The 18,490-nt window shown below is 44.2% G+C and carries 17 protein-coding genes, 1 tRNA gene, 1 rRNA gene and 1 riboswitch; of the genes, 13 read left to right on the top strand and 6 right to left on the bottom strand.

Translation table 11 applies throughout. The features are described 5' to 3' along the window. Positions 1-28 precede the first annotated feature (28 nt). From rrf to thiH, 10 genes are all read left to right on the top strand, one after another. Positions 29-144 (top strand): 5S ribosomal RNA (gene rrf, locus HOP38_RS15905). Between the two features lie 56 nt (positions 145-200). Continuing rightward, positions 201-283: transfer RNA gene (locus tag HOP38_RS15900), tRNA-Asp, on the top strand. 235 nt (positions 284-518) lie between these two features. Beyond that, entirely contained in the window at positions 519-1,901 is a 1,383-nt protein-coding gene (locus HOP38_RS15895) for a multicopper oxidase family protein (protein ID WP_198558469.1), read from the top strand. A 148-nt stretch (positions 1,902-2,049) separates the two neighbouring features. Then, on the top strand, positions 2,050-2,433 hold the full coding sequence (gene crcB, locus HOP38_RS15890; protein WP_006074609.1) for a fluoride efflux transporter CrcB: 384 nt from the start codon (positions 2,050-2,052) through the stop codon (positions 2,431-2,433). A gap of 56 nt (positions 2,434-2,489) precedes the next feature. Next, positions 2,490-2,588: riboswitch (TPP riboswitch) on the top strand. A gap of 117 nt (positions 2,589-2,705) precedes the next feature. Then, a complete protein-coding gene (thiC, locus tag HOP38_RS15885) occupies positions 2,706-4,628 on the top strand; it encodes a phosphomethylpyrimidine synthase ThiC (RefSeq protein WP_198558468.1) in 1,923 nt (640 codons plus the stop codon). 15 nt (positions 4,629-4,643) lie between these two features. Next, positions 4,644-5,879: a thiamine phosphate synthase gene (locus tag HOP38_RS15880; protein WP_198558467.1), complete on the top strand. Its 1,236-nt coding sequence runs from the start codon at positions 4,644-4,646 to the stop codon at positions 5,877-5,879. Further along, entirely contained in the window at positions 5,866-6,660 is a 795-nt protein-coding gene (locus HOP38_RS15875) for a HesA/MoeB/ThiF family protein (RefSeq protein ID WP_198558466.1), read from the top strand. Before HOP38_RS15880 ends, HOP38_RS15875 begins: the two co-directional genes overlap by 14 nt. Beyond that, positions 6,638-6,841 (top strand): sulfur carrier protein ThiS, encoded by a 204-nt coding sequence (thiS, locus tag HOP38_RS15870; RefSeq protein WP_006074605.1) that lies wholly within the window; start codon positions 6,638-6,640, stop codon positions 6,839-6,841. The genes HOP38_RS15875 and thiS overlap by 23 nt, the downstream gene beginning before the upstream one ends. A gap of 1 nt (position 6,842) precedes the next feature. Then, the gene (locus HOP38_RS15865; protein ID WP_198558465.1) at positions 6,843-7,610 is read left to right on the top strand and encodes a thiazole synthase; all 768 of its coding nucleotides are present in this window, start codon (positions 6,843-6,845) and stop codon (positions 7,608-7,610) included. Between the two features lie 23 nt (positions 7,611-7,633). After that, on the top strand, positions 7,634-8,746 hold the full coding sequence (gene thiH, locus HOP38_RS15860; protein WP_198558464.1) for a 2-iminoacetate synthase ThiH: 1,113 nt from the start codon (positions 7,634-7,636) through the stop codon (positions 8,744-8,746). Between the two features lie 80 nt (positions 8,747-8,826). Here thiH and HOP38_RS15855 read toward each other — a convergent pair whose 3' ends face one another. Beyond that, positions 8,827-10,620 (bottom strand): aminopeptidase P family protein, encoded by a 1,794-nt coding sequence (locus tag HOP38_RS15855; protein WP_198558463.1) that lies wholly within the window; start codon positions 10,618-10,620, stop codon positions 8,827-8,829. Between the two features lie 145 nt (positions 10,621-10,765). Beyond that, entirely contained in the window at positions 10,766-11,707 is a 942-nt protein-coding gene (locus tag HOP38_RS15850; RefSeq protein WP_062463567.1) for a LysR family transcriptional regulator, read from the bottom strand. Between the two features lie 162 nt (positions 11,708-11,869). Here HOP38_RS15850 and HOP38_RS15845 point away from each other — a divergent pair, with 162 nt between their 5' ends. Both HOP38_RS15845 and tsrA read left to right on the top strand, forming a co-directional pair. Next, positions 11,870-13,015 carry a multidrug effflux MFS transporter gene (locus tag HOP38_RS15845; protein WP_242456549.1) on the top strand — a complete coding sequence of 382 codons (1,146 nt, stop codon included), beginning with the start codon at positions 11,870-11,872 and terminating at the stop codon, positions 13,013-13,015. Between the two features lie 91 nt (positions 13,016-13,106). Further along, positions 13,107-13,391 carry an H-NS-like global regulator TsrA gene (tsrA, locus tag HOP38_RS15840; protein WP_006074597.1) on the top strand — a complete coding sequence of 95 codons (285 nt, stop codon included), beginning with the start codon at positions 13,107-13,109 and terminating at the stop codon, positions 13,389-13,391. Positions 13,392-13,452: 61 nt separating this feature from the next. Here tsrA and HOP38_RS15835 read toward each other — a convergent pair whose 3' ends face one another. The 4 genes from HOP38_RS15835 to HOP38_RS15820 all read right to left on the bottom strand — a co-directional run bounded on the left by HOP38_RS15835 (position 13,453) and on the right by HOP38_RS15820 (position 15,965). Further along, on the bottom strand, positions 13,453-13,905 hold the full coding sequence (locus tag HOP38_RS15835) for a DoxX family protein (RefSeq protein WP_124940443.1): 453 nt from the start codon (positions 13,903-13,905) through the stop codon (positions 13,453-13,455). After that, a complete protein-coding gene (locus tag HOP38_RS15830; protein ID WP_198558462.1) occupies positions 13,902-14,678 on the bottom strand; it encodes an HvfC/BufC N-terminal domain-containing protein in 777 nt (258 codons plus the stop codon). Before HOP38_RS15830 ends, HOP38_RS15835 begins: the two co-directional genes overlap by 4 nt. 2 nt (positions 14,679-14,680) lie before the next feature. Then, the gene (bufB, locus tag HOP38_RS15825; RefSeq protein ID WP_198558461.1) at positions 14,681-15,541 is read right to left on the bottom strand and encodes an MNIO family bufferin maturase; all 861 of its coding nucleotides are present in this window, start codon (positions 15,539-15,541) and stop codon (positions 14,681-14,683) included. 163 nt (positions 15,542-15,704) lie between these two features. After that, the gene (locus HOP38_RS15820) at positions 15,705-15,965 is read right to left on the bottom strand and encodes a BufA1 family periplasmic bufferin-type metallophore (RefSeq protein WP_006074592.1); all 261 of its coding nucleotides are present in this window, start codon (positions 15,963-15,965) and stop codon (positions 15,705-15,707) included. A gap of 256 nt (positions 15,966-16,221) precedes the next feature. Between HOP38_RS15820 and uvrD the strand changes: the two genes are divergently transcribed. Next, a complete protein-coding gene (gene uvrD, locus HOP38_RS15815; protein ID WP_198558470.1) occupies positions 16,222-18,396 on the top strand; it encodes a DNA helicase II in 2,175 nt (724 codons plus the stop codon). Positions 18,397-18,490 lie beyond the last annotated feature (94 nt).

The raw sequence follows: 18,490 nt of genomic DNA, 5'->3' as shown, positions 1-18,490 counted from the left end.
TTAAACAGTTTTCCGAATTAAGAATTTGCTTGGCGACCATAGCGTTGTGGACCCACCTGAYTCCATGCCGAACTCAGAAGTGAAACGCAATAGCGCCGATGGTAGTGTGGGGCTTCCCCATGTGAGAGTAGGACATCGCCAGGCTTTGAACAACATCTGTTTAAAGCACGRTTTAGATAAGACTTTAAATAGACCACTGCGGAGTGGTAGTTCAGTTTCAGTTGGTTAGAATACCGGCCTGTCACGCCGGGGGTCGCGGGTTCGAGTCCCGTCCACTCCGCCACTTATTAGAAAACCCGATGCGAAAGCGTCGGGTTTTTTATTATCTAAAGTTTAGTAATTCACTTCCCTAGTGCTGTTATTATCGACTTAAACGGATTTTTACCTCAAGTCGTAACAGTCTGATATTTATCATAGTTTTCATATAGCCATTCAAGTCTGCATTCACATCTATCAATTAAGTTGATTGCAAGTAATTGAGAATCATTATCTAATAGGTCAAAAAAAGGACTATTAGAATGAATCTATCTCGTCGTACTTTCTTAAAAAGCTCATTATCATTTTCTGCTATAGCTGCTATCCCTGGGTGCTCATTAACAAAAGTCTCTGAGTCACAAGATCGCATCGTTTATGATCTGACGGCGCAACCTACGACTGCAGAACTTGTTCCAGGATATCAAACCGAGGTCTTAGGCTTTAACGGCCAAATTCCTGCGCCCACAATTCGCTGCAAGCAAGGACAGAAGGTAGTCATTCGTTTCACTAACAAGCTAGACGAACCCACGACGATTCACTGGCACGGACTTCGAATACCTATCGAGATGGATGGCGTACCTTTCCTAAGTCAGCCCCCGATAATGCCTAATGAAACCTTTATCTATGAATTTACGCCGCCAGATGCCGGAACCTTTTGGTATCACCCTCATATGAATAGCGTGGTTCAACTCGGCAAGGGATTGGTTGGAGCGCTTATTGTTGAAGAGAGTGAGCCTTTAGAATTCGATCATGATATGGAATTAGTATTAAAAAATTGGCACATAGACAAAAAAGGTAATTGGAAGCAGCTAATGATTCCACGATATAGCGCTCGTATGGGTACTCCTGGTGAGTGGGGAACAGTTAATGGTACCAATGAGCCTAATTACAAAGTTCGTCCTAACGGGCTTATTAGAGCGCGTGTGGTAAATGTTGATAATACCTTAACTTATAAGGTCGCTGTAGAAGGTGCGACAGCTTGGGTAATTGCTATCGATGGAAACCCAATATCCACTCCGTATAAGCTTACTGACCATAAAATGGGCCCAGGTATGCGTCTTGATTTGGCCATAGTTGCCCCTAAGCAAGATGGTTCTACAGTTTATGTTCGCCACCTAAAGGGTAACTTTCCATTTCCTCTTTGTGCTTTCTCAGTCAAAGGTGAGAGCGTTGCTAAGGAACAAAAGATACCATCCTTACCATTAAACCCAATTCCAAAGCCTGACCTATCGAATGCCATCACCAAGGACTTTGTCTTCGAGTGGGAAGGGGCTGTTACTCCAGCAAGTAAAGACGGTAAAGCTATACCTAAGTTCTGGTTAATGAACAAAAGAGCTTGGGAAGGCATGAGTAAAGATAAAATTCCAGATCCTATTGCAGAGTTGGAGTTGGGCCGCACTTACATTTTTGATCTCAGAAATGTCACGCAGTATCACCATCCTATTCATCTACACGGTCATACTTTTACAGTGCTTGAGCTGGACGACAAAGAGGTCGAGCCATTTCATACCGACACTGTGTTACTTGGAAAAAACGGCAGAGCAAAAGTTGCATTTGTTGCAGATAACCCTGGAAGCTGGATGTATCACTGTCATGTTATTGAACATATGAAGACAGGACTAATGGGATACGTCAAAGTGAGTTAAAAGTGACTCCTGTAACGTTTTAAATTTTGACTACAAACGATAGACTATCTGTGTCTTATGAAAACATAATTTTCGCTGACTTCTGTCGAAATCATCAAGTGTTCGTATACTATTAGCTCTATAGGCATTTAATTTTAGGTACTCGATGATGGGTCAGTTTGCAGTTTTAGGTTTTATAGCGATAGGTGGTGCTTTTGGTGCATGCTCACGCTACTTAGTTTCAGAATTATGTATTGTACTTTTTGGTCGAGGGTTCCCTTATGGGACACTTACCGTTAACGTAGTTGGTTCGTTTATTATGGGGTTACTCATAGCAGCTTTTGAGACTGAGGTACTTGCCCCAGAACCATGGCGTCAAATAATAGGTCTTGGGTTTCTTGGCGCTTTAACTACCTTTTCTACGTTTTCCATGGACAATGTACTCTTGATGCAACAGGGAGCATTTCTGAAAATGGGACTTAATGTTCTACTCAATGTGGTTCTAAGTATCTCTGCATGCTGGATAGGGTTTCAGTTGCTGATCAAAAGTTAAACAAAAAGATACATAGTTTGGTTGAAAAATCGGAACTAATTATTCTATAATCGCTTCAATACTTGTCGGAGTGCCTTAGGGCTGAGACCGTTAATTCGGGATCCGTTGAACCTGATCTGGTTAGTACCAGCGAAGGGAACAGGAGAAATAAAATGGAAACCCTCCCTCTTTTATTTATCAAATAGCGCAAGCTATTGTGGTTGATACCTCTTGTACTCACACATCCGTCAAGCATTTATCTTTTATAACTATATGATATATAAGGAAATGCTATGTCGACACGTAAGCAAAGCAGACTGGAAGCAAAAAACTTCATCGATACGCTATCGGTGACTCCCTATCCAAACTCTCAGAAGACCTATATTCAAGGTAGCCGCAGTGACTTACAAGTCCCTATGCGCGAGATATCGTTGGCCGATAGCCTAATTGGAGGCAGTCAAGATAACCCTATCTATGTTCCCAACGAACCTATTCATGTCTATGACACGTCCGGTGTTTATACTGATCCAAACCACCATATTGACCTCTATTCAGGCCTACCAAAGTTAAGAGAACAATGGATTGATGAACGTTCTGATACGGAAGTATTAGCCGGTGTGAGCTCTGAATTTGCCAAAGAGAGACTTGAGGATGAGACGCTTGATGAGCTTCGCTATGGCCAGCTTCCCCGTATCCGACGAAGTGTAGAGGGCGCATGTGTTACTCAGCTCCATTATGCTAGGAAAGGCATCATTACCCCTGAAATGGAATACATCGCGATACGCGAGAATATGGGACGTCAAAAACTCAATGATGAAATGCTCACCCAGCAGCATCCGGGTCAGCACTTTGGTGCTAACCTACCTAAAGAGATTACGCCAGAATTCGTTCGAAAAGAGGTCGCTGAAGGGCGCGCGATCATTCCTTCCAATATTAACCACCCCGAGTCAGAGCCAATGATCATTGGACGCAATTTCTTGGTGAAGGTTAATGCCAATATCGGCAATTCATCAGTAACTTCATCGATTGAAGAAGAAGTAGAAAAACTTGTTTGGGGCACTCGTTGGGGAGCCGATACGGTAATGGATTTGTCGACGGGCCGTAATATCCACGAAACCAGAGAGTGGATATTAAGAAATAGCCCAGTGCCAATTGGTACGGTTCCTATGTATCAAGCCTTAGAGAAGGTGAATGGAGTTGCTGAAAATCTTACTTGGGAAGTTATGCGTGATACGCTGATCGAGCAAGCAGAGCAGGGCGTAGACTACTTTACTATACATGCTGGCTTACTTCTGAGTCATATTCCGATGACTGCTAAACGTGTTACTGGAATCGTATCTCGCGGCGGATCCATTATTGCTAAGTGGTGTCTTGCCCACCACGAGGAGAGTTTCCTCTATACCAACTTCAAAGAAATCTGTGAGATATGTGCACGCTATGACGTGGCTCTTTCCTTAGGAGATGGCTTACGCCCTGGCTCTATTGCGGATGCCAATGATGAAGCTCAGTTTGCCGAATTACGCACACTTGGGAAACTCACTAAAATTGCTTGGGAACACGATGTACAAGTAATTATTGAAGGTCCAGGCCATGTTCCAATGCATATGATCAAAGAGAATATGGAAGAGCAACTGGAGCATTGTCACGAAGCACCATTCTACACGTTGGGTCCACTCACAACAGATATTGCACCAGGATATGACCACATTACGTCAGGTATTGGTGCGGCTATGATTGGCTGGTACGGGTGCGCTATGCTGTGCTACGTCACTCCAAAAGAACACCTCGGTCTACCAAACAAAGACGATGTAAAAACGGGGCTTATCACCTATAAGCTCGCCGCTCACGCTGCCGACTTAGCTAAAGGGCATCCTGGTGCACAAATTCGAGACAACGCTTTGTCAAAGGCTCGTTTTGAGTTCCGTTGGGAAGATCAGTTTAACTTGTCATTAGACCCTGATACCGCGCGTCAATTTCACGATGAGACTCTCCCTCAGGAGTCCGGAAAAGTCGCTCACTTTTGTTCTATGTGCGGACCTAAATTCTGCTCAATGAAAATATCTCAAGAAGTTAGAGAATACGCCAAAGAGCAGCAAGGGGCTGAGAGCATCGACATCAAATTGATTGATGATCCATTGGAAGGTATGCGTCAAAAATCTAAAGAGTTCAGAGCTACGGGCGCCGAACTTTATCATCCAGCCGTAACTGAAGAGTAAGCGAAGGAGCTTCCGTTGACACTTTTAATCCCATCTAATCATCAAGATCTTATTGAACGCGTTCGTCATGTTCTGTCGTTAGCGCAGAGTGTAGGCTTTGATATTGAAGATATTCAGATATCAGAAGTCAAAGAGTCGGATGTTATTCACATTGATGACTCTAAACGTCGCCAAATCATCAGTTCTGATCTGCTATCAGTGCAAATGAATAATGAGGCGGACTATCGACTTCACTATCACCATGGTTTTGTAGAAAGCGATTTCCCGGAGGTGATACAGTCAATGACGCTTGGAGACGTTTATATTGATGTTCATTCGGAGTTTGAACGCAAGGATATATGGTCTTGTCGTGAAGAGGTGATTAAGGCGTCATCGGGAGCGCTATCGTTAACTGATGCTCAAGAGCACTTTGCTTGGTTTATTGTCTCTATTGTGTTGGATTTTCCTCTTGAAGATGCTGTTATGTTAGCTAGAGCAGGAAGTGTTTCACGTGAAACATGGCCATCAACAAGGGAGCAGTTCTTCACTCCGGTGATAGAAAACTCTCATCTAGCTATTAAAGTGGGATGGGCAGTGAGAGCCTCCACATCCGTATTTCCGACGTTATCTAAAAGCAGTCTTGGGCTGTACCCGGTTGTTGATAACGTAGAGTGGATTGAGCGCTTACTGAAACAAGGTATAAAGACGATTCAATTGAGAATCAAAGACCCTGATTACCCTAATCTTGCTCAGCAGATTCAGAAAGCCATTCAATTGGGTACGCAGTATGACGCGCAAGTATTTATCAATGACTACTGGCAATTGGCTATTGAGTATGGCGCCTTTGGTGTACACCTAGGTCAAGAAGATATAGAGACTGCAGACCTTACCTTGTTGGCATCCAACAATATCGCGCTTGGTCTTTCTACCCATGGTTATTATGAACTGCTTCGAGTGGTCCAAATTCATCCCAGCTATATCGCATTAGGTCACATTTTTCCGACAACCACTAAAGTCATGCCATCAAGACCTCAGGGGTTGGTACGACTCGCTCTGTATCAGCAATTGATCGACTCTATTCAATATGGAGAGAAGCTTGGTTACCCAACAGTTGCTATTGGCGGTATTGACCTGCAAACCGCTAAACCTGTTTGGGATTGTGGTGTTACCAGCCTAGCGGTAGTGAGAGCGTTAACTTTAGCGGATGATACTCAGTACGTTATCGATGAGTTCTCACTAATAATGGCAGGAGAGCGCGATGGTCTCCGATAAACAGTTTCAACAATATCTAAGGCAGCTGAGCTTGCCCAATGTCGGTGAAAACGGCCAAGCAGCGATTTGTGAAAGTCATGTACTAATTGTTGGTTGTGGTGGATTAGGAACAGCAGCAAGCATGTACTTAGCCGGAGCGGGAGTAGGAAGAATCGTTATCGCTGATGATGATGATATCGAGCTGTCGAACTTACCGAGACAAATTACCTATCGTTCAAATGAGGTTGGGCAATCCAAAGTAAAAACTCTGGCTGATTTTCTCAAGGCACAAAACTCAGACATTAATGTTAGGACCATTAAGCGTCGTTTGCACGGTAACCAATTAGCGCTCGAGGTGTCCTTGGCAGATGTTGTGATTGACTGTACTGACAATATAGAAACTCGGCAGGCAATAAACAAAGCCTGTGTTGAGAATCGCAAAGCTCTAGTGACTGCCGCCGCGATAGGTTGGAGCGGTCAATTGGCGGTATTTCAGTTCTCTAAACTAGCCACACCTTGTTATCACTGCCTCTATCCATTCGAAGAACTTGATAGGGCAATGAAATGTTCTGAGTCGAGTGTAATGGGACCAGTAGTGGGGATGATGGGCGTCTATCAAGCTTTAGAGGCGCTAAAGGTCATTACAGACTTAGGTAACAGCAGTCACCCTGAATTGAAGCTATTTGATGGCTTAACTGGACAGTGGCAGTCTCTTAAGATTTCTCATGATGACACGTGTTCAGTTTGCCGTGATTCGAAGATAACAACAGGAATCAAAAATGATCCAATTTACCGTAAATAACGCACCGAAAGAAACCTCTCACGAGCTTAACCTCATTAGCGTACTTAAAGAGCTAGATATTGAAACGCAAGGCTGCGCGGTAGCAGTAGACGATGAAATTATACCAAGAGCCAAATGGTCGGATTTCACAGTCAAATCCAACATGTCCATCAATATTTTCCAAGCTATCGCAGGAGGCTAATATGCTCACTATCGCAGGAAAGACCTTTAACTCACGTTTGTTTACTGGAACGGGAAAGTTCGCCGATAAGTCACTCATGATTGCAGCTATTGCTGAAAGTCAGTCAGAGTTGGCAACCATGGCACTTAAACGTGTTGACCTAAACCAACAAGATGACGACATCCTAAGTCCACTTATTGGTAATAAGGTAAACCTATTACCTAATACATCTGGGGCGAAGAACGCAAAAGATGCCGTCTTTGCAGCGCACTTAGCGCGCGAAGCGTTAGGCACAAATTGGCTGAAACTTGAAATTCATCCAGACCCAAAATACTTGCTACCAGATCCTATTGAGACCTTGAAGGCGGCGGAGCAGTTAGTAAAAGACGGGTTTGTTGTGCTTCCTTACTGCCACTCAGATCCTACGTTATGCAAGCATCTAGAAGAAGTGGGTTGTGCCGCGGTGATGCCTTTGGGAGCACCCATTGGTAGTAACAAAGGTTTGGTAAGTCGTGATTTCTTAGAAATTATAATCGAGCAGGCTAACGTACCAGTGGTCGTTGATGCCGGAATCGGCGCGCCTTCTCATGCTGCGTTGGCAATGGAAATGGGCGCAGACGCTGTGTTGGTGAATACAGCGATTGCCGCGGCGGCAGATCCAGTTCAAATGGCTCGTGCATTTAAGCTCGCAGTCGAATCTGGGCGCTTGGCCTATGAAAGTGGCCTAGCAGGAACGGTAAACCACGCGGTGGCATCCAGCCCGCTAACCGCTTTTCTTGGTTCAATGTGAGTTTGATAGATAAAGGTGAAACGATGAGTTTTGTTGAGGAACACGCTAAGTACAACTGGGACGACGTTCGTCTATCAATATACTCGAAAACAGAAAGAGACGCTCAGCGTGCTTTGAGTAAAACCAAGTTAGATCTTGAAGACTTTAAGGCGTTAATTTCTCCTGCGGCAGAGCCGTACTTAGAGCAATTAGCGCAGCGCTCTTTTGCGCTTACTCGTAAGCGTTTTGGACATACCATGTCGATGTACATTCCATTGTACCTGTCTAATCTCTGTGCCAATGCTTGTACCTATTGCGGCTTCTCAATGGAAAACCGTATTAAACGTAAGACACTCTCTGAAGAGGAAATCAATGCTGAATGCAATGTGATTAAATCTATGGGATTTGACAATATTCTATTGGTAACGGGAGAGCATGAAAACAAAGTAGGGATGAAGTATTTCAAGCAAGTTCTTCCAGCAATCAAAAAGCACTTTAGCTACCTAGCAATGGAAGTTCAACCTTTGGACCAAAATGAGTATGCTGAGTTAAAGCATAGTGGTTTGGATGCGGTTATGGTGTATCAAGAAACCTATAATCGCAGAACCTATGCCGAACATCATTTGCGTGGCAACAAGATGGATTTTGATTATCGGTTAGATACACCTGATAGATTAGCGAAAGCAGGTATCGATAAGATTGGTATTGGCTCGTTGATCGGCTTAGAAGAGTGGCGCACGGACTGCTTTTTTGTAGCAGCACACTTACAGTACCTAGAAGGCCGTTATTGGAAGTCTCGTTACTCTATCTCTTTTCCAAGGCTAAGACCTTGCGAAGGGGCGTTGCAACCAAAATCTGTAATGACAGATAAACAGTTAGTGCAACTAATATGTGCTTATAGATTGTTTAACAATGAAGTTGAGCTTTCTCTGTCTACACGTGAATCTCCAACTTTTCGAGACCATGTTTATCCACTAGGAATCACCAGTATCAGTGCGGCATCAAAAACACAGCCTGGTGGTTACGCTAATGAAGAAGAAGAGCTTGAACAGTTTGCTATTAGTGATGAACGTAGCGCTCGTCTTGTTGCAGAGTCTGTTAAGCAGATTGGAATGGAACCGGTTTGGAAAGATTGGCACCAATCCTATTCAGGATAAACCGGTATAGTCTATCGAGTGTTTCACGTGAAACAAAAAAAGGAGCTGTTCACCAGCTCCTTTTTAATCTCTCGGGTAAGCTAGCGAACAAGCGATGCGCAGGCTTGTTCTAACCAATCAAGCGCCTCACCTTCAACAAGTGGCGCTACCTCATCAAACACTTTACGGTGATACGAATCCAGCCAGTTGATTTCATCATCCGTTAACAATGAGCTAACGATATTTCGCTTATCGATAGGGCAACGAGTCAACGAATCAAAACCAAGCATGCTAGCATCACCTTGTGTCGATTTCTCGACAACCAGTTCCAAATTCTCGATACGGATGCCAAACTCATCAGCGCGATAGTATCCAGGTTCGTTTGACAGTACCATACCGGCAATGAGTGGAGTGTTATTCACTGCTTTAGCAATGCGTTGTGGTCCTTCATGAACACTTAAGAAATGTCCAACACCATGGCCAGTACCGTGGTCATAGTCAAAACCATTTGCCCACAAATGCTGACGGGCTAAAACATCTAACTGGTGACCACAGGTTCCGTTGGGGAATAGGGCGGAAGCAAGAGCAATATGACCTTTCAATACCAATGTAAACTGGCGCTTCATTTCTTCTGAAGGTGAACCAATAGCGATTGTTCTTGTGATATCGGTAGTACCATCAAGATACTGGCCACCTGAGTCAACCAGATATAGCGTATCTTTAATAATCGCACCAGGGACTTCTTGGTTTTCATGGTTGTAGTGACACATCGCGGCATTTCCTGCAGAGGCGGAAATCGTGTCAAAGCTAAGGTCGACGAGTGAGCTATCGAGTTGACGGAATGATTCTAACTTATCGGAGAGAATAGCTTCATTATAGAGATTTCCACTAGCTACTTCTTTGTCCAACCAAGAGAGGAACTTAACCATCGCAGCACCATCGCGGATGTGACAAGCTTTCATTCCTTCGATTTCTACATCATTTTTAGCCGCTTTTGGCATTAGACAAGGGTCGGCAAGTTGTAACTGTTTCGCTCCGAAAGACTCAAGCTTTAATTGGAACCAAGCATTACTGGTTGCTGGGTCCAAGGTGACTTTTTTGCCAGATAGAGCCTCAAGAGCTCGCTCTAAATCGCTAGGGCTACATACTTCAACTCCGTTGCCTACGTGAACGTCGAATGCCGCACGGTCGTCAATTCGTGACTCATCAATGAAGAACTTTGTTGAGCCATCGGAGTAGAGGATGGCATGCGCCAGTAAGACTGGCAGACGAGATACATCAAGCCCACGTACGTTCAGAAGCCAGCAAATCGAATCCAATTCAGTAATGATAGCGGCATCAGCGTCAGAGGCCACTAGTGATTGCCCTAGAGCTATACGCTTGTCTTGACTACTTTGTCCTACTTTTTCAATAGGCATTAAACGAACTTGGCTTAGCTGAGGTTCTGGACGATCGCTCCAATTAATGTCGATTGGGTTTTGTTCTGTTGCGACCAGTTCGAACTTACTACCCAATTGAACTAAGGCACCTTGATACCAGCTGCCACGGTGCATGCGCGGGTCTATACCAATACGAGAACCGACAGGAAGTGTCTCGGTTACCCATTTAATTGGTGGTTGCTCAATGAGGTGGCAGTATTCAAAAATACCATCAGGTACTTGTTTTCTTACTTGCACCGTATAACGGCCATCGACAAAAATGGCCGCATTTTTGCGAGTCACAACAGCAGCGCCTGCTGAACCAGTAAACTGCGTTAGCCAATGTAGACGCTCATTATGAGCGGGTACATACTCGCCCAAGTACTCGTCTTCGTGTGCGACGATAAACGCATCAAGATCGTTTGCTACAAGCCAAGCTTGAACCAGCTCAACTCGGCGAGAAATTTGTTCCTGCATCTGTTATTCCTTCATCATGGCGAAACAAGTCACCTGGTAGTATTTGCCCTATAAGCTAGCGCTTTTGCCGCCCATATACAATCGATTCCGGTGGCTGCGAAATAAGGTTTCAACAATCAAAACCCGAAGTCAAACGTTATACGGGTTATCTTAGGTGTAATGTCTTCTGACGGATAATATCAATCAGCCAAGTTAGCGCTGGATCGCGATTTCTGTCCTTATGCCAAAAGAGTGTGTACGCCATCGGAGGAAACTCTAAAGGTAAAGGAAGCACGGTAAGCCCCATCTGCTCCGCGACTAGGTGTACGAAGTGTCGAGGTGCGGTAAAGACAAAGTCGGTGTAACTGCAAAGTGCTGCGGCATTATTGAAGTCAGGAACGGTGATGGCGATATCGCGCTCTCTGCCCATATCTGAGAGTTTGTAGTCTAATAACCATCGATCACTTCCATCACAACGAACTTGTACATGGCGAAGCGACAAGTAGGTTTCCAAATTCCAAGGCTTAGATAGCACAGGGTGATTTGCGCGGACTAAACACATTTGGTTGTCACGATACACTTCAAGCTCTTGGATATCATCAGGTGGATACATGGTTCGAACTGCATCTCTAATATCGATGTCTTTACCTGTAATCCCTAAATCAAGTTCACCTTTTTGCATTCTTTCAAACGTCAGCTCAGTCCAAGAGTGGGTGCTAATGCTGAGGTTTGGTCCTTGTCCAAAAATAGCTGGTAAGAAGTGCGGCATAATAAGCGGATAAACGCTTTCTACCGCCGCAATATGGAATCGATATTCACTGGTAGTAGGCGAGAACTCGGGTGGTTCAGTTATCGATTGCATGTGAGTCACTAGAACTTCGAGCTTAGGTTTGAGCTGCAATGCTCGTGGTGTAGGCACCAGACCATGTGCATGGCGAGTAAATAATGGGTCGTCGAAAAGCACTCTGAGTTTGGCAAGTGATTTACTAACGGCCGATTGACTTAGGCATAAGCGGTTCGCAGCGCGAGTCACGTTACATTCTTCAAGCAACACATTCAGACACAACAATAAGTTAAGATCAATTCGGCTCAGCTTTTCGAGGTTCATGTTAAGACATTCCTAGTGGGAATAATACTAATGAGTATAAACCATTTCTGTTCATATCATAACAAGACTAAACTCTGCGCAAACAATCTAAAGTTATCTTATCTGTAAGAGGCAAATACCTTGCAAACGGCACCGTCAAAAATCCAAATCGCAGCGTTAGTTATGCTGGTATTCTTTAGCCCACTGGCTATCGATATTTATCTTCCAGCGCTAACACAAATCTCTACGGCTTTCGATGTAGAGAATACGTTAGCGCAAGATACGATTACGTGGTTCCTATTTGCTATGGGTGTAGGACAAGTGTTTGCAGGTCCCCTTGCGGATAAACTTGGACGTCGAACGGTTGCTCTCGGCGGTATAGCTATCTATGGATTGAGTGCTTGCTTGGCGTGGGCGGCTCAATCAATTGATTGGATGCTTGCTGCTAGGTTGCTGCAAGGCTTAGGTGCGTGCGCGACATCTGTGGCAGCCTTTGCAACCGTTCGCGACATGTATGGGCCAGAGAAAAGCGGCAAGGTGATCAGTTATCTTAATGGCGCTATCTGCTTTATTCCTGCGTTAGCACCGATCTTGGGCAGCTACCTGACCCAACAATATGGCTGGCGTGCTAACTTTAGCTTTATGGCCGGCTTCGCGCTGTTCGTTGGTGTTTTAGTGCTATTCAACATGCGGGAGACCAACCCTAAACAAGAAGGACAGCAGTACTTTGCGCTGTCGCGCTACATCGATGTACTGCGAACTCCGACGTTCGTTTTCCATGCGTCGTTATGCTTATTAGCCATGGGTGTTATCTTAGCTTATGTCACCTCAGCCCCAGTGGTTTTGATGGACAAGATGGGACTAACGATGAATGAGTTTACCTACTGGTTTGGTTTGAATGCGGTCTTTAACATTGCGGCATGTATGCTAGCGCCTAAGATTATGGATAAAATAGGTACTCACAAAACACTACAATTAGGTATTACCACACTATTAGTTGCTGGTGGGTTAATGGCGTGGGGTGCACGTTTTGCAACACCTGCATCATTTATGCTTCCTGTGATTATGTCGTCAATTGGCTTCGCGTTGATTCTAGGAGCTTCCGCAGGAAAAGCGTTGGCACCATTTGGAGATAAAGCGGGTACAGCTGCAGCATTGTTGGGTCTGTTTCAAATGAGTGGCTCTGGATTACTCGTGGGGACGATGCAAAGAGCGGGTCTTGATGCGCCTTATATGATCGCAATGCAAATGTGGTTAGTGTTGCCTGCGTTATTTATCCTAAGATCGAAAGTTGGCAAAGGTTGGCATCAAACTGTAAAAATCGGCTAATTAAAAAACGATTTTGTTTTCCAATTAAAGAAACAGGTGTATATTTAGCAATAAACACACCGTATTAATTATTAACTGGATAAACGCAGTAATGTCTTTGACAACTTACGAAATGGCTCGCATTCTCGAGCAGATGGAAGAGTCTCCAGAAAAAATCATGTTTGGTAAATTGCTTAATGAATTAGGCAATCAGAGCGAAGAGCGCATCCGCAGTGCCGCTAAACAAGTACCAATCCACATGTTGCGTGATATCGTGTATCAATTTCAGAGAGTCATTGAGTCTCGCAAAGGTGAACAAGTTCAGTTATTAGCGAAAGAACTTTCTGACCAAGGTATTTCCGCAGAAGAACTTAAAGAGTTTCTGGCGAATAAATAAATCACATCCCAAAATAACCCCGCTTATCTAAGCGGGGTTATTTTTTCCATTCTTATTAATGCTAATTGAATTTAGAGCGGATAAGTTTATCTGCAGATATTGGTCCCGGTCCCCAAACGACAACTATCAAGATCATTAGTCCCCATAATTGATGATCATAAAAGCCTTTTTCCCAAAGTAGCGGGTAAGAAACAACCGCAATGATATTAAACACAAATAATATTGCTGCCATTGGGCGGGTAAACAAACCGAGAACCATGAAGACAGGCAACACCAATTCTGCTGCTGTTCCCATATAAGCCGCTAGCTCCCAAGGAATAAGAGGGACGTGATACTCATACTCAAACAAGTAGAGAGTACTGTCCCAGGAAGCAATCTTGGTGAGTCCCGAATTAAAAAATACCCATGAAACCCAAAGTCGACAGAACACTAATAATAAGGGCACAAAGCCGCGTTGTAGCGCTTCGATAAGGTTGTCATAAGTCGTGAGCCAGTGTGTTACTTTCGTATTCATACCATACTCCTTGGATTGCTTTCGTCGAATAGAGTGAACCCGGCTACAACGTCCCACGTAAGCAAGTTTGGTAGTTCAGATAGTAGAGCGGGATTTATTCGCTTTAATGGATTGCCATGGCTTATCTCGACCCATAGCTGTTGAAGTTGATTATTCAGAATGTGTAGCGTTGGTTGAGCAGAACCTCGTTTAACCATGAGTAGCGTTTCGGCTTGGTTAATGTCTAGGTTATCGAATTCATGGTCTTTTACTGCTTGGAAAAGACTACCGATGGCATAATTCGAGTAGATTAAGTGACTAGAAGGTTTCACATGAAACACTAAGTCTGAATGTTGACTTTCTGGCACGGACGCCAAATTGACGATAGGTTCCAGACCTTCTTTTAAAGTAACGTCTTCTGATCTTTGCAGTTCGTCTAATGACCATTCAATCGACATCACATCCAGCAGATATGGCACAGCAAGTGTGATGTTTTCAAGTTGGCTCACAGAGTCAGCAAACCCGGCTCCATAACTCATAACATTACCGGAGCGCGGAGGATGTTGAGTAATATGGTGCTTTGCCATCGAATCAAAACACTCATCACCAACCAGTTGGCGTGTTATAGGATAGCAAGCTGCTAGTACCTCAGATAAGCTAACAACAAAGTTATTTCGGTAGATCTGGACTCGATCAATCGCGGTAAAATGATCGGATAAAATGTCACAGTCCTCTCCGGTGCTTTGATAGAGGAGTGCCTGACTGAATCGCTGTTGGAGCTCGTTAAGCGTCATTGTTATGCACTCCTTAGCGTTTGAGTAAGGGGAACTTCAAGTAAGATGTCGATGGCTTTATTGGCTTCTTCTAATAGAACTTGCGGAGCAGGGATGTCTAAATCCCATTCGATCAAAGTTGGAACTGGTGTATTAATACGATTCCAGTCTTTATAGATCTGCCAAACTTCATCGGACACTCGGGCACTGTGTGTATCAATCCAAATCTCTCCTTGCTCTAATTGCTTACGAGTAAATCCGGCTAGATGAATTTCGTCGACAGTGGTAGGGTCAATGGCCGCTAAGTACTGATTAGTATCGTACTGATGGTTGAAGCAGGAGACGTGCACATTGTTTAGATCGAGTAATAAACGACAATCTGTTTGCCGCTGTACTTCCGCCAGAAATTCCCACTCGGGAATCGTCGAATGATTGAAACGAAGATAACTAGACGGATTCTCTATTAACAGTGGGCGTTGAATGGCGTCTTGAACCTGCTGCACATTACGACAAAAAAGTTGTAGTGCTTCTTCAGTGTAAGGCAGAGGTAATAGGTCATTGAAATAGTGACCACCATGCTCACTCCAACTTAGATGATCGGAAACAACGAACGGCTGGATTTCACGGATTAATTGTTGGAGTGACAGTAAATGCGATTGGTTGACTTTACTGGTAGAGCCGAGTGACAAGCCAATACCATGACAGCTTATCTCTACCTGTTCTCGAATTGCCAATAACTGCTGATACTCCGTGCTGTTTGTTTGGAAGTAATTCTCACTATGAATCTCTAACCAACCAACTTGATTAGCATTGTGTTCGAAGTAGTCGAGGTGAGGTGTACGTAGACCCACACCGACTAATTGAAATGCCTGACTTCGATCCATTGTGATCTCCCTGATCTGTTGCGTATTGTGAGTAAGCTGTAGAAAAGTGAAAGGGCGCTCGATGACGCCCCTTCGTGTAGCTTGTAACTTGAAAATGGATGAACAAACAAAGTTACAAATAAGCTAAGCTGCAAGCAGTATTGCTTTCGGCTTTGGAGGCTTTCTATGCAGATTCAGTACTACCACCTGTAAGCTTGCCACATAGCCCTTTTGGTACCACGACAAACGCGTCTTTTTGATTATCTTCTTTGGCTGTACCAGCACATGAGCTTGTTTTTGTAGCACAGTCATTTTTACCTGCCTTTGATACGCCGTAGCATTTCTCTTTTTCTGCAGCATGAGCTGGAGCGGCAGTAAGCATAGTGCCACCTAGAGCGATTAGACCGGTAACTGCAGCAGTGATAGCTAGATTTGTAGTTTTCATAGTAACTTCCTCGAGACTTGATCCTTGTGGTTTCTTTTCACAAGCGCTTAGTTGCGACTTGCTTATTCAATAGGATAGGAAGGGCTTCGAAAATCTTTCAATTTATTCACAAAATATTTAAAAAAGTGTTAAATATTATTTTATTTACTTGATTTTAAAGAATTTAAATCAAAATAAAAAAACTGATATTTTTCTGAAACCAGAACACTGTTTGAGTTATAATCAATCGATATGTATAAATAACCAGTAGCTAAGTATCATGGATCCATCTCTTCTTCTCGACGGCCTTAATGACAAACAACGTGAAGCTGTTGCAGCTCCTTTAGAGCATATGTTGGTGCTAGCTGGTGCTGGTAGTGGCAAAACACGCGTACTTGTTCACCGTATCGCTTGGTTAATGTCGGTGGAAAATGCCTCTCCGTTCTCCATCATGTCAGTGACCTTCACCAATAAAGCTGCTGCAGAGATGAGAGGGCGAATCGAAGAGTTGATGATGGGCAGTTCGTCGGGGATGTGGAACGGTACTTTCCATGGTATTTGCCATCGTATACTGCGCGCTCATTATCTCGATGCGAAGCTGCCAGAAGATTTTCAAATTCTAGACTCTGATGACCAACAACGCCTACTGAAGCGATTGATAAAAGCTCAGAATCTAGATGAGAAACAGTGGCCAGCACGTCAGGCTGCATGGTGGATCAATGGTAAGAAAGATGAAGGTTTGAGGCCTCAACACATTGATAGCTATCAAGATCCTGTAACGAAGACCTATTTGCAAATCTATACCGCCTATCAAGAAGCGTGCGATCGAGCAGGGCTGGTGGATTTTGCCGAAATCTTGCTGCGCGCTCATGAGCTACTACGTGACAACAAGTTTGTTCGCGAGCACTATCAAGCTCGCTTTAAACACATTTTGGTGGATGAGTTCCAAGACACCAACAACATTCAATATGCTTGGCTACGAATGATGACGGGCCCTGATTGTAAGGTGATGATTGTTGGTGATGATGACCAATCTATTTATGGCTGGCGCGGCGCTAAAGTCGAGAACATCCAGAAATTCCTCGATGAATATTTGGGTGCGACAACCATTCGTCTCGAGCAGAATTATCGCTCAACTAAGACCATTCTCGAAGCTGCCAATGAACTGATCGTCAATAACACAGAGCGTATGGGTAAAGAGCTGTGGACAGACGGTAATGAAGGCGAAAAAATCTCGGTTTACTCTGCTTACAATGAGCTAGATGAAGCGCGTTTTGCGGTCAATAAAATCAAAGAATGGAAGGAAACAGGCGGTAGTCTAACGGACTGCGCGATGCTATATCGAAATAACGCCCAGTCTCGTGTTTTAGAAGAAGCGCTTATTCAAGCTCAACTGCCGTATCGAATCTACGGTGGTATGCGGTTCTTCGAGCGTCAAGAAATCAAAGATGCACTTGGTTACCTACGATTGATTGCCAACCGCAATGACGATGCGGCGTTTGAACGTATCGTAAATACCCCAACTCGTGGCCTTGGAGATAAAACACTGGATACCATTCGTTTCGCTGCGCGAGATCGCGGTGCGACATTATGGGAAGCGAGTAATGCACTACTGGAAGAGAAGGTGTTTGCCGGGCGCGCAGCAGGAGCGTTATCGCGTTTCATCGAACTTATTAATGCATTAGAAGACGATACCTTTGAATCAGCACTGCATGAGCAAACCGATCATGTTATCAAAACCTCAGGTTTGTTCTTGATGTATGAGCAGGAAAAAGGTGAGAAATCCAAGGCACGTATTGAAAACTTGGAGGAACTGGTTACCGCAACTCGTCAATTCGAAAAGCCGGAAGAGGCTGAAGATATGACATTGCTGACCGCATTCCTAACCCACGCCGCCCTCGAAGCGGGTGAAGGTCAGGCAGATGAGTTTGATGATGCAGTGCAATTAATGACGCTCCACAGTGCTAAAGGGTTAGAGTTCCCAATGGTATTTATGGTTGGGGTAGAGGAAGGCATGTTCCCAAGTCAGATGTCAGCAGAAGAAGCGGGCAGGTTAGAGGAAGAGCGCCGCTTGTGTTACGTAGGTATGACGCGTGCGATGGAAAAACTCTTTATAACCTATGCAGAAATGCGTCGTCTGTACGGTCAAGACAAATACCACAAGCCATCGCGATTTATTCGTGAACTGCCGGAGACATGTCTGCAAGAAGTACGGATGAAAGCACAGGTCAGCAGACCAACAAGCTCGGGGCGATTCAGTCAAACTGAGGTGAAGAACAACTTCAATGAAACCGGATTTAATTTGGGAGCGCGAGTGAAGCACCCGAAATTCGGCGAAGGAACGATTATTAACTTTGAAGGTAGTGGGCCGCAAAGTCGAGTTCAAGTAGCCTTTAATGGCGAAGGGATTAAGTGGTTGGTTACTCAATACGCGAAGCTTGAACAGCTTTAGGTTCCCCATGATCCAAATACTAAAAAAGCAGCTCAGGCTGCTTTTTTTATTTGTGCTTTACGAGTTCAGTTCTAACCTGGGATACAGATAAAGA

It is taken from the genome of Vibrio mediterranei (assembly GCF_013364395.1).
Lineage (GTDB): Bacteria > Pseudomonadota > Gammaproteobacteria > Enterobacterales > Vibrionaceae > Vibrio > Vibrio mediterranei.
Note: the sequence above shows the minus strand (reverse complement) of the source record. Positions and strands in the feature narration are given on the sequence as shown.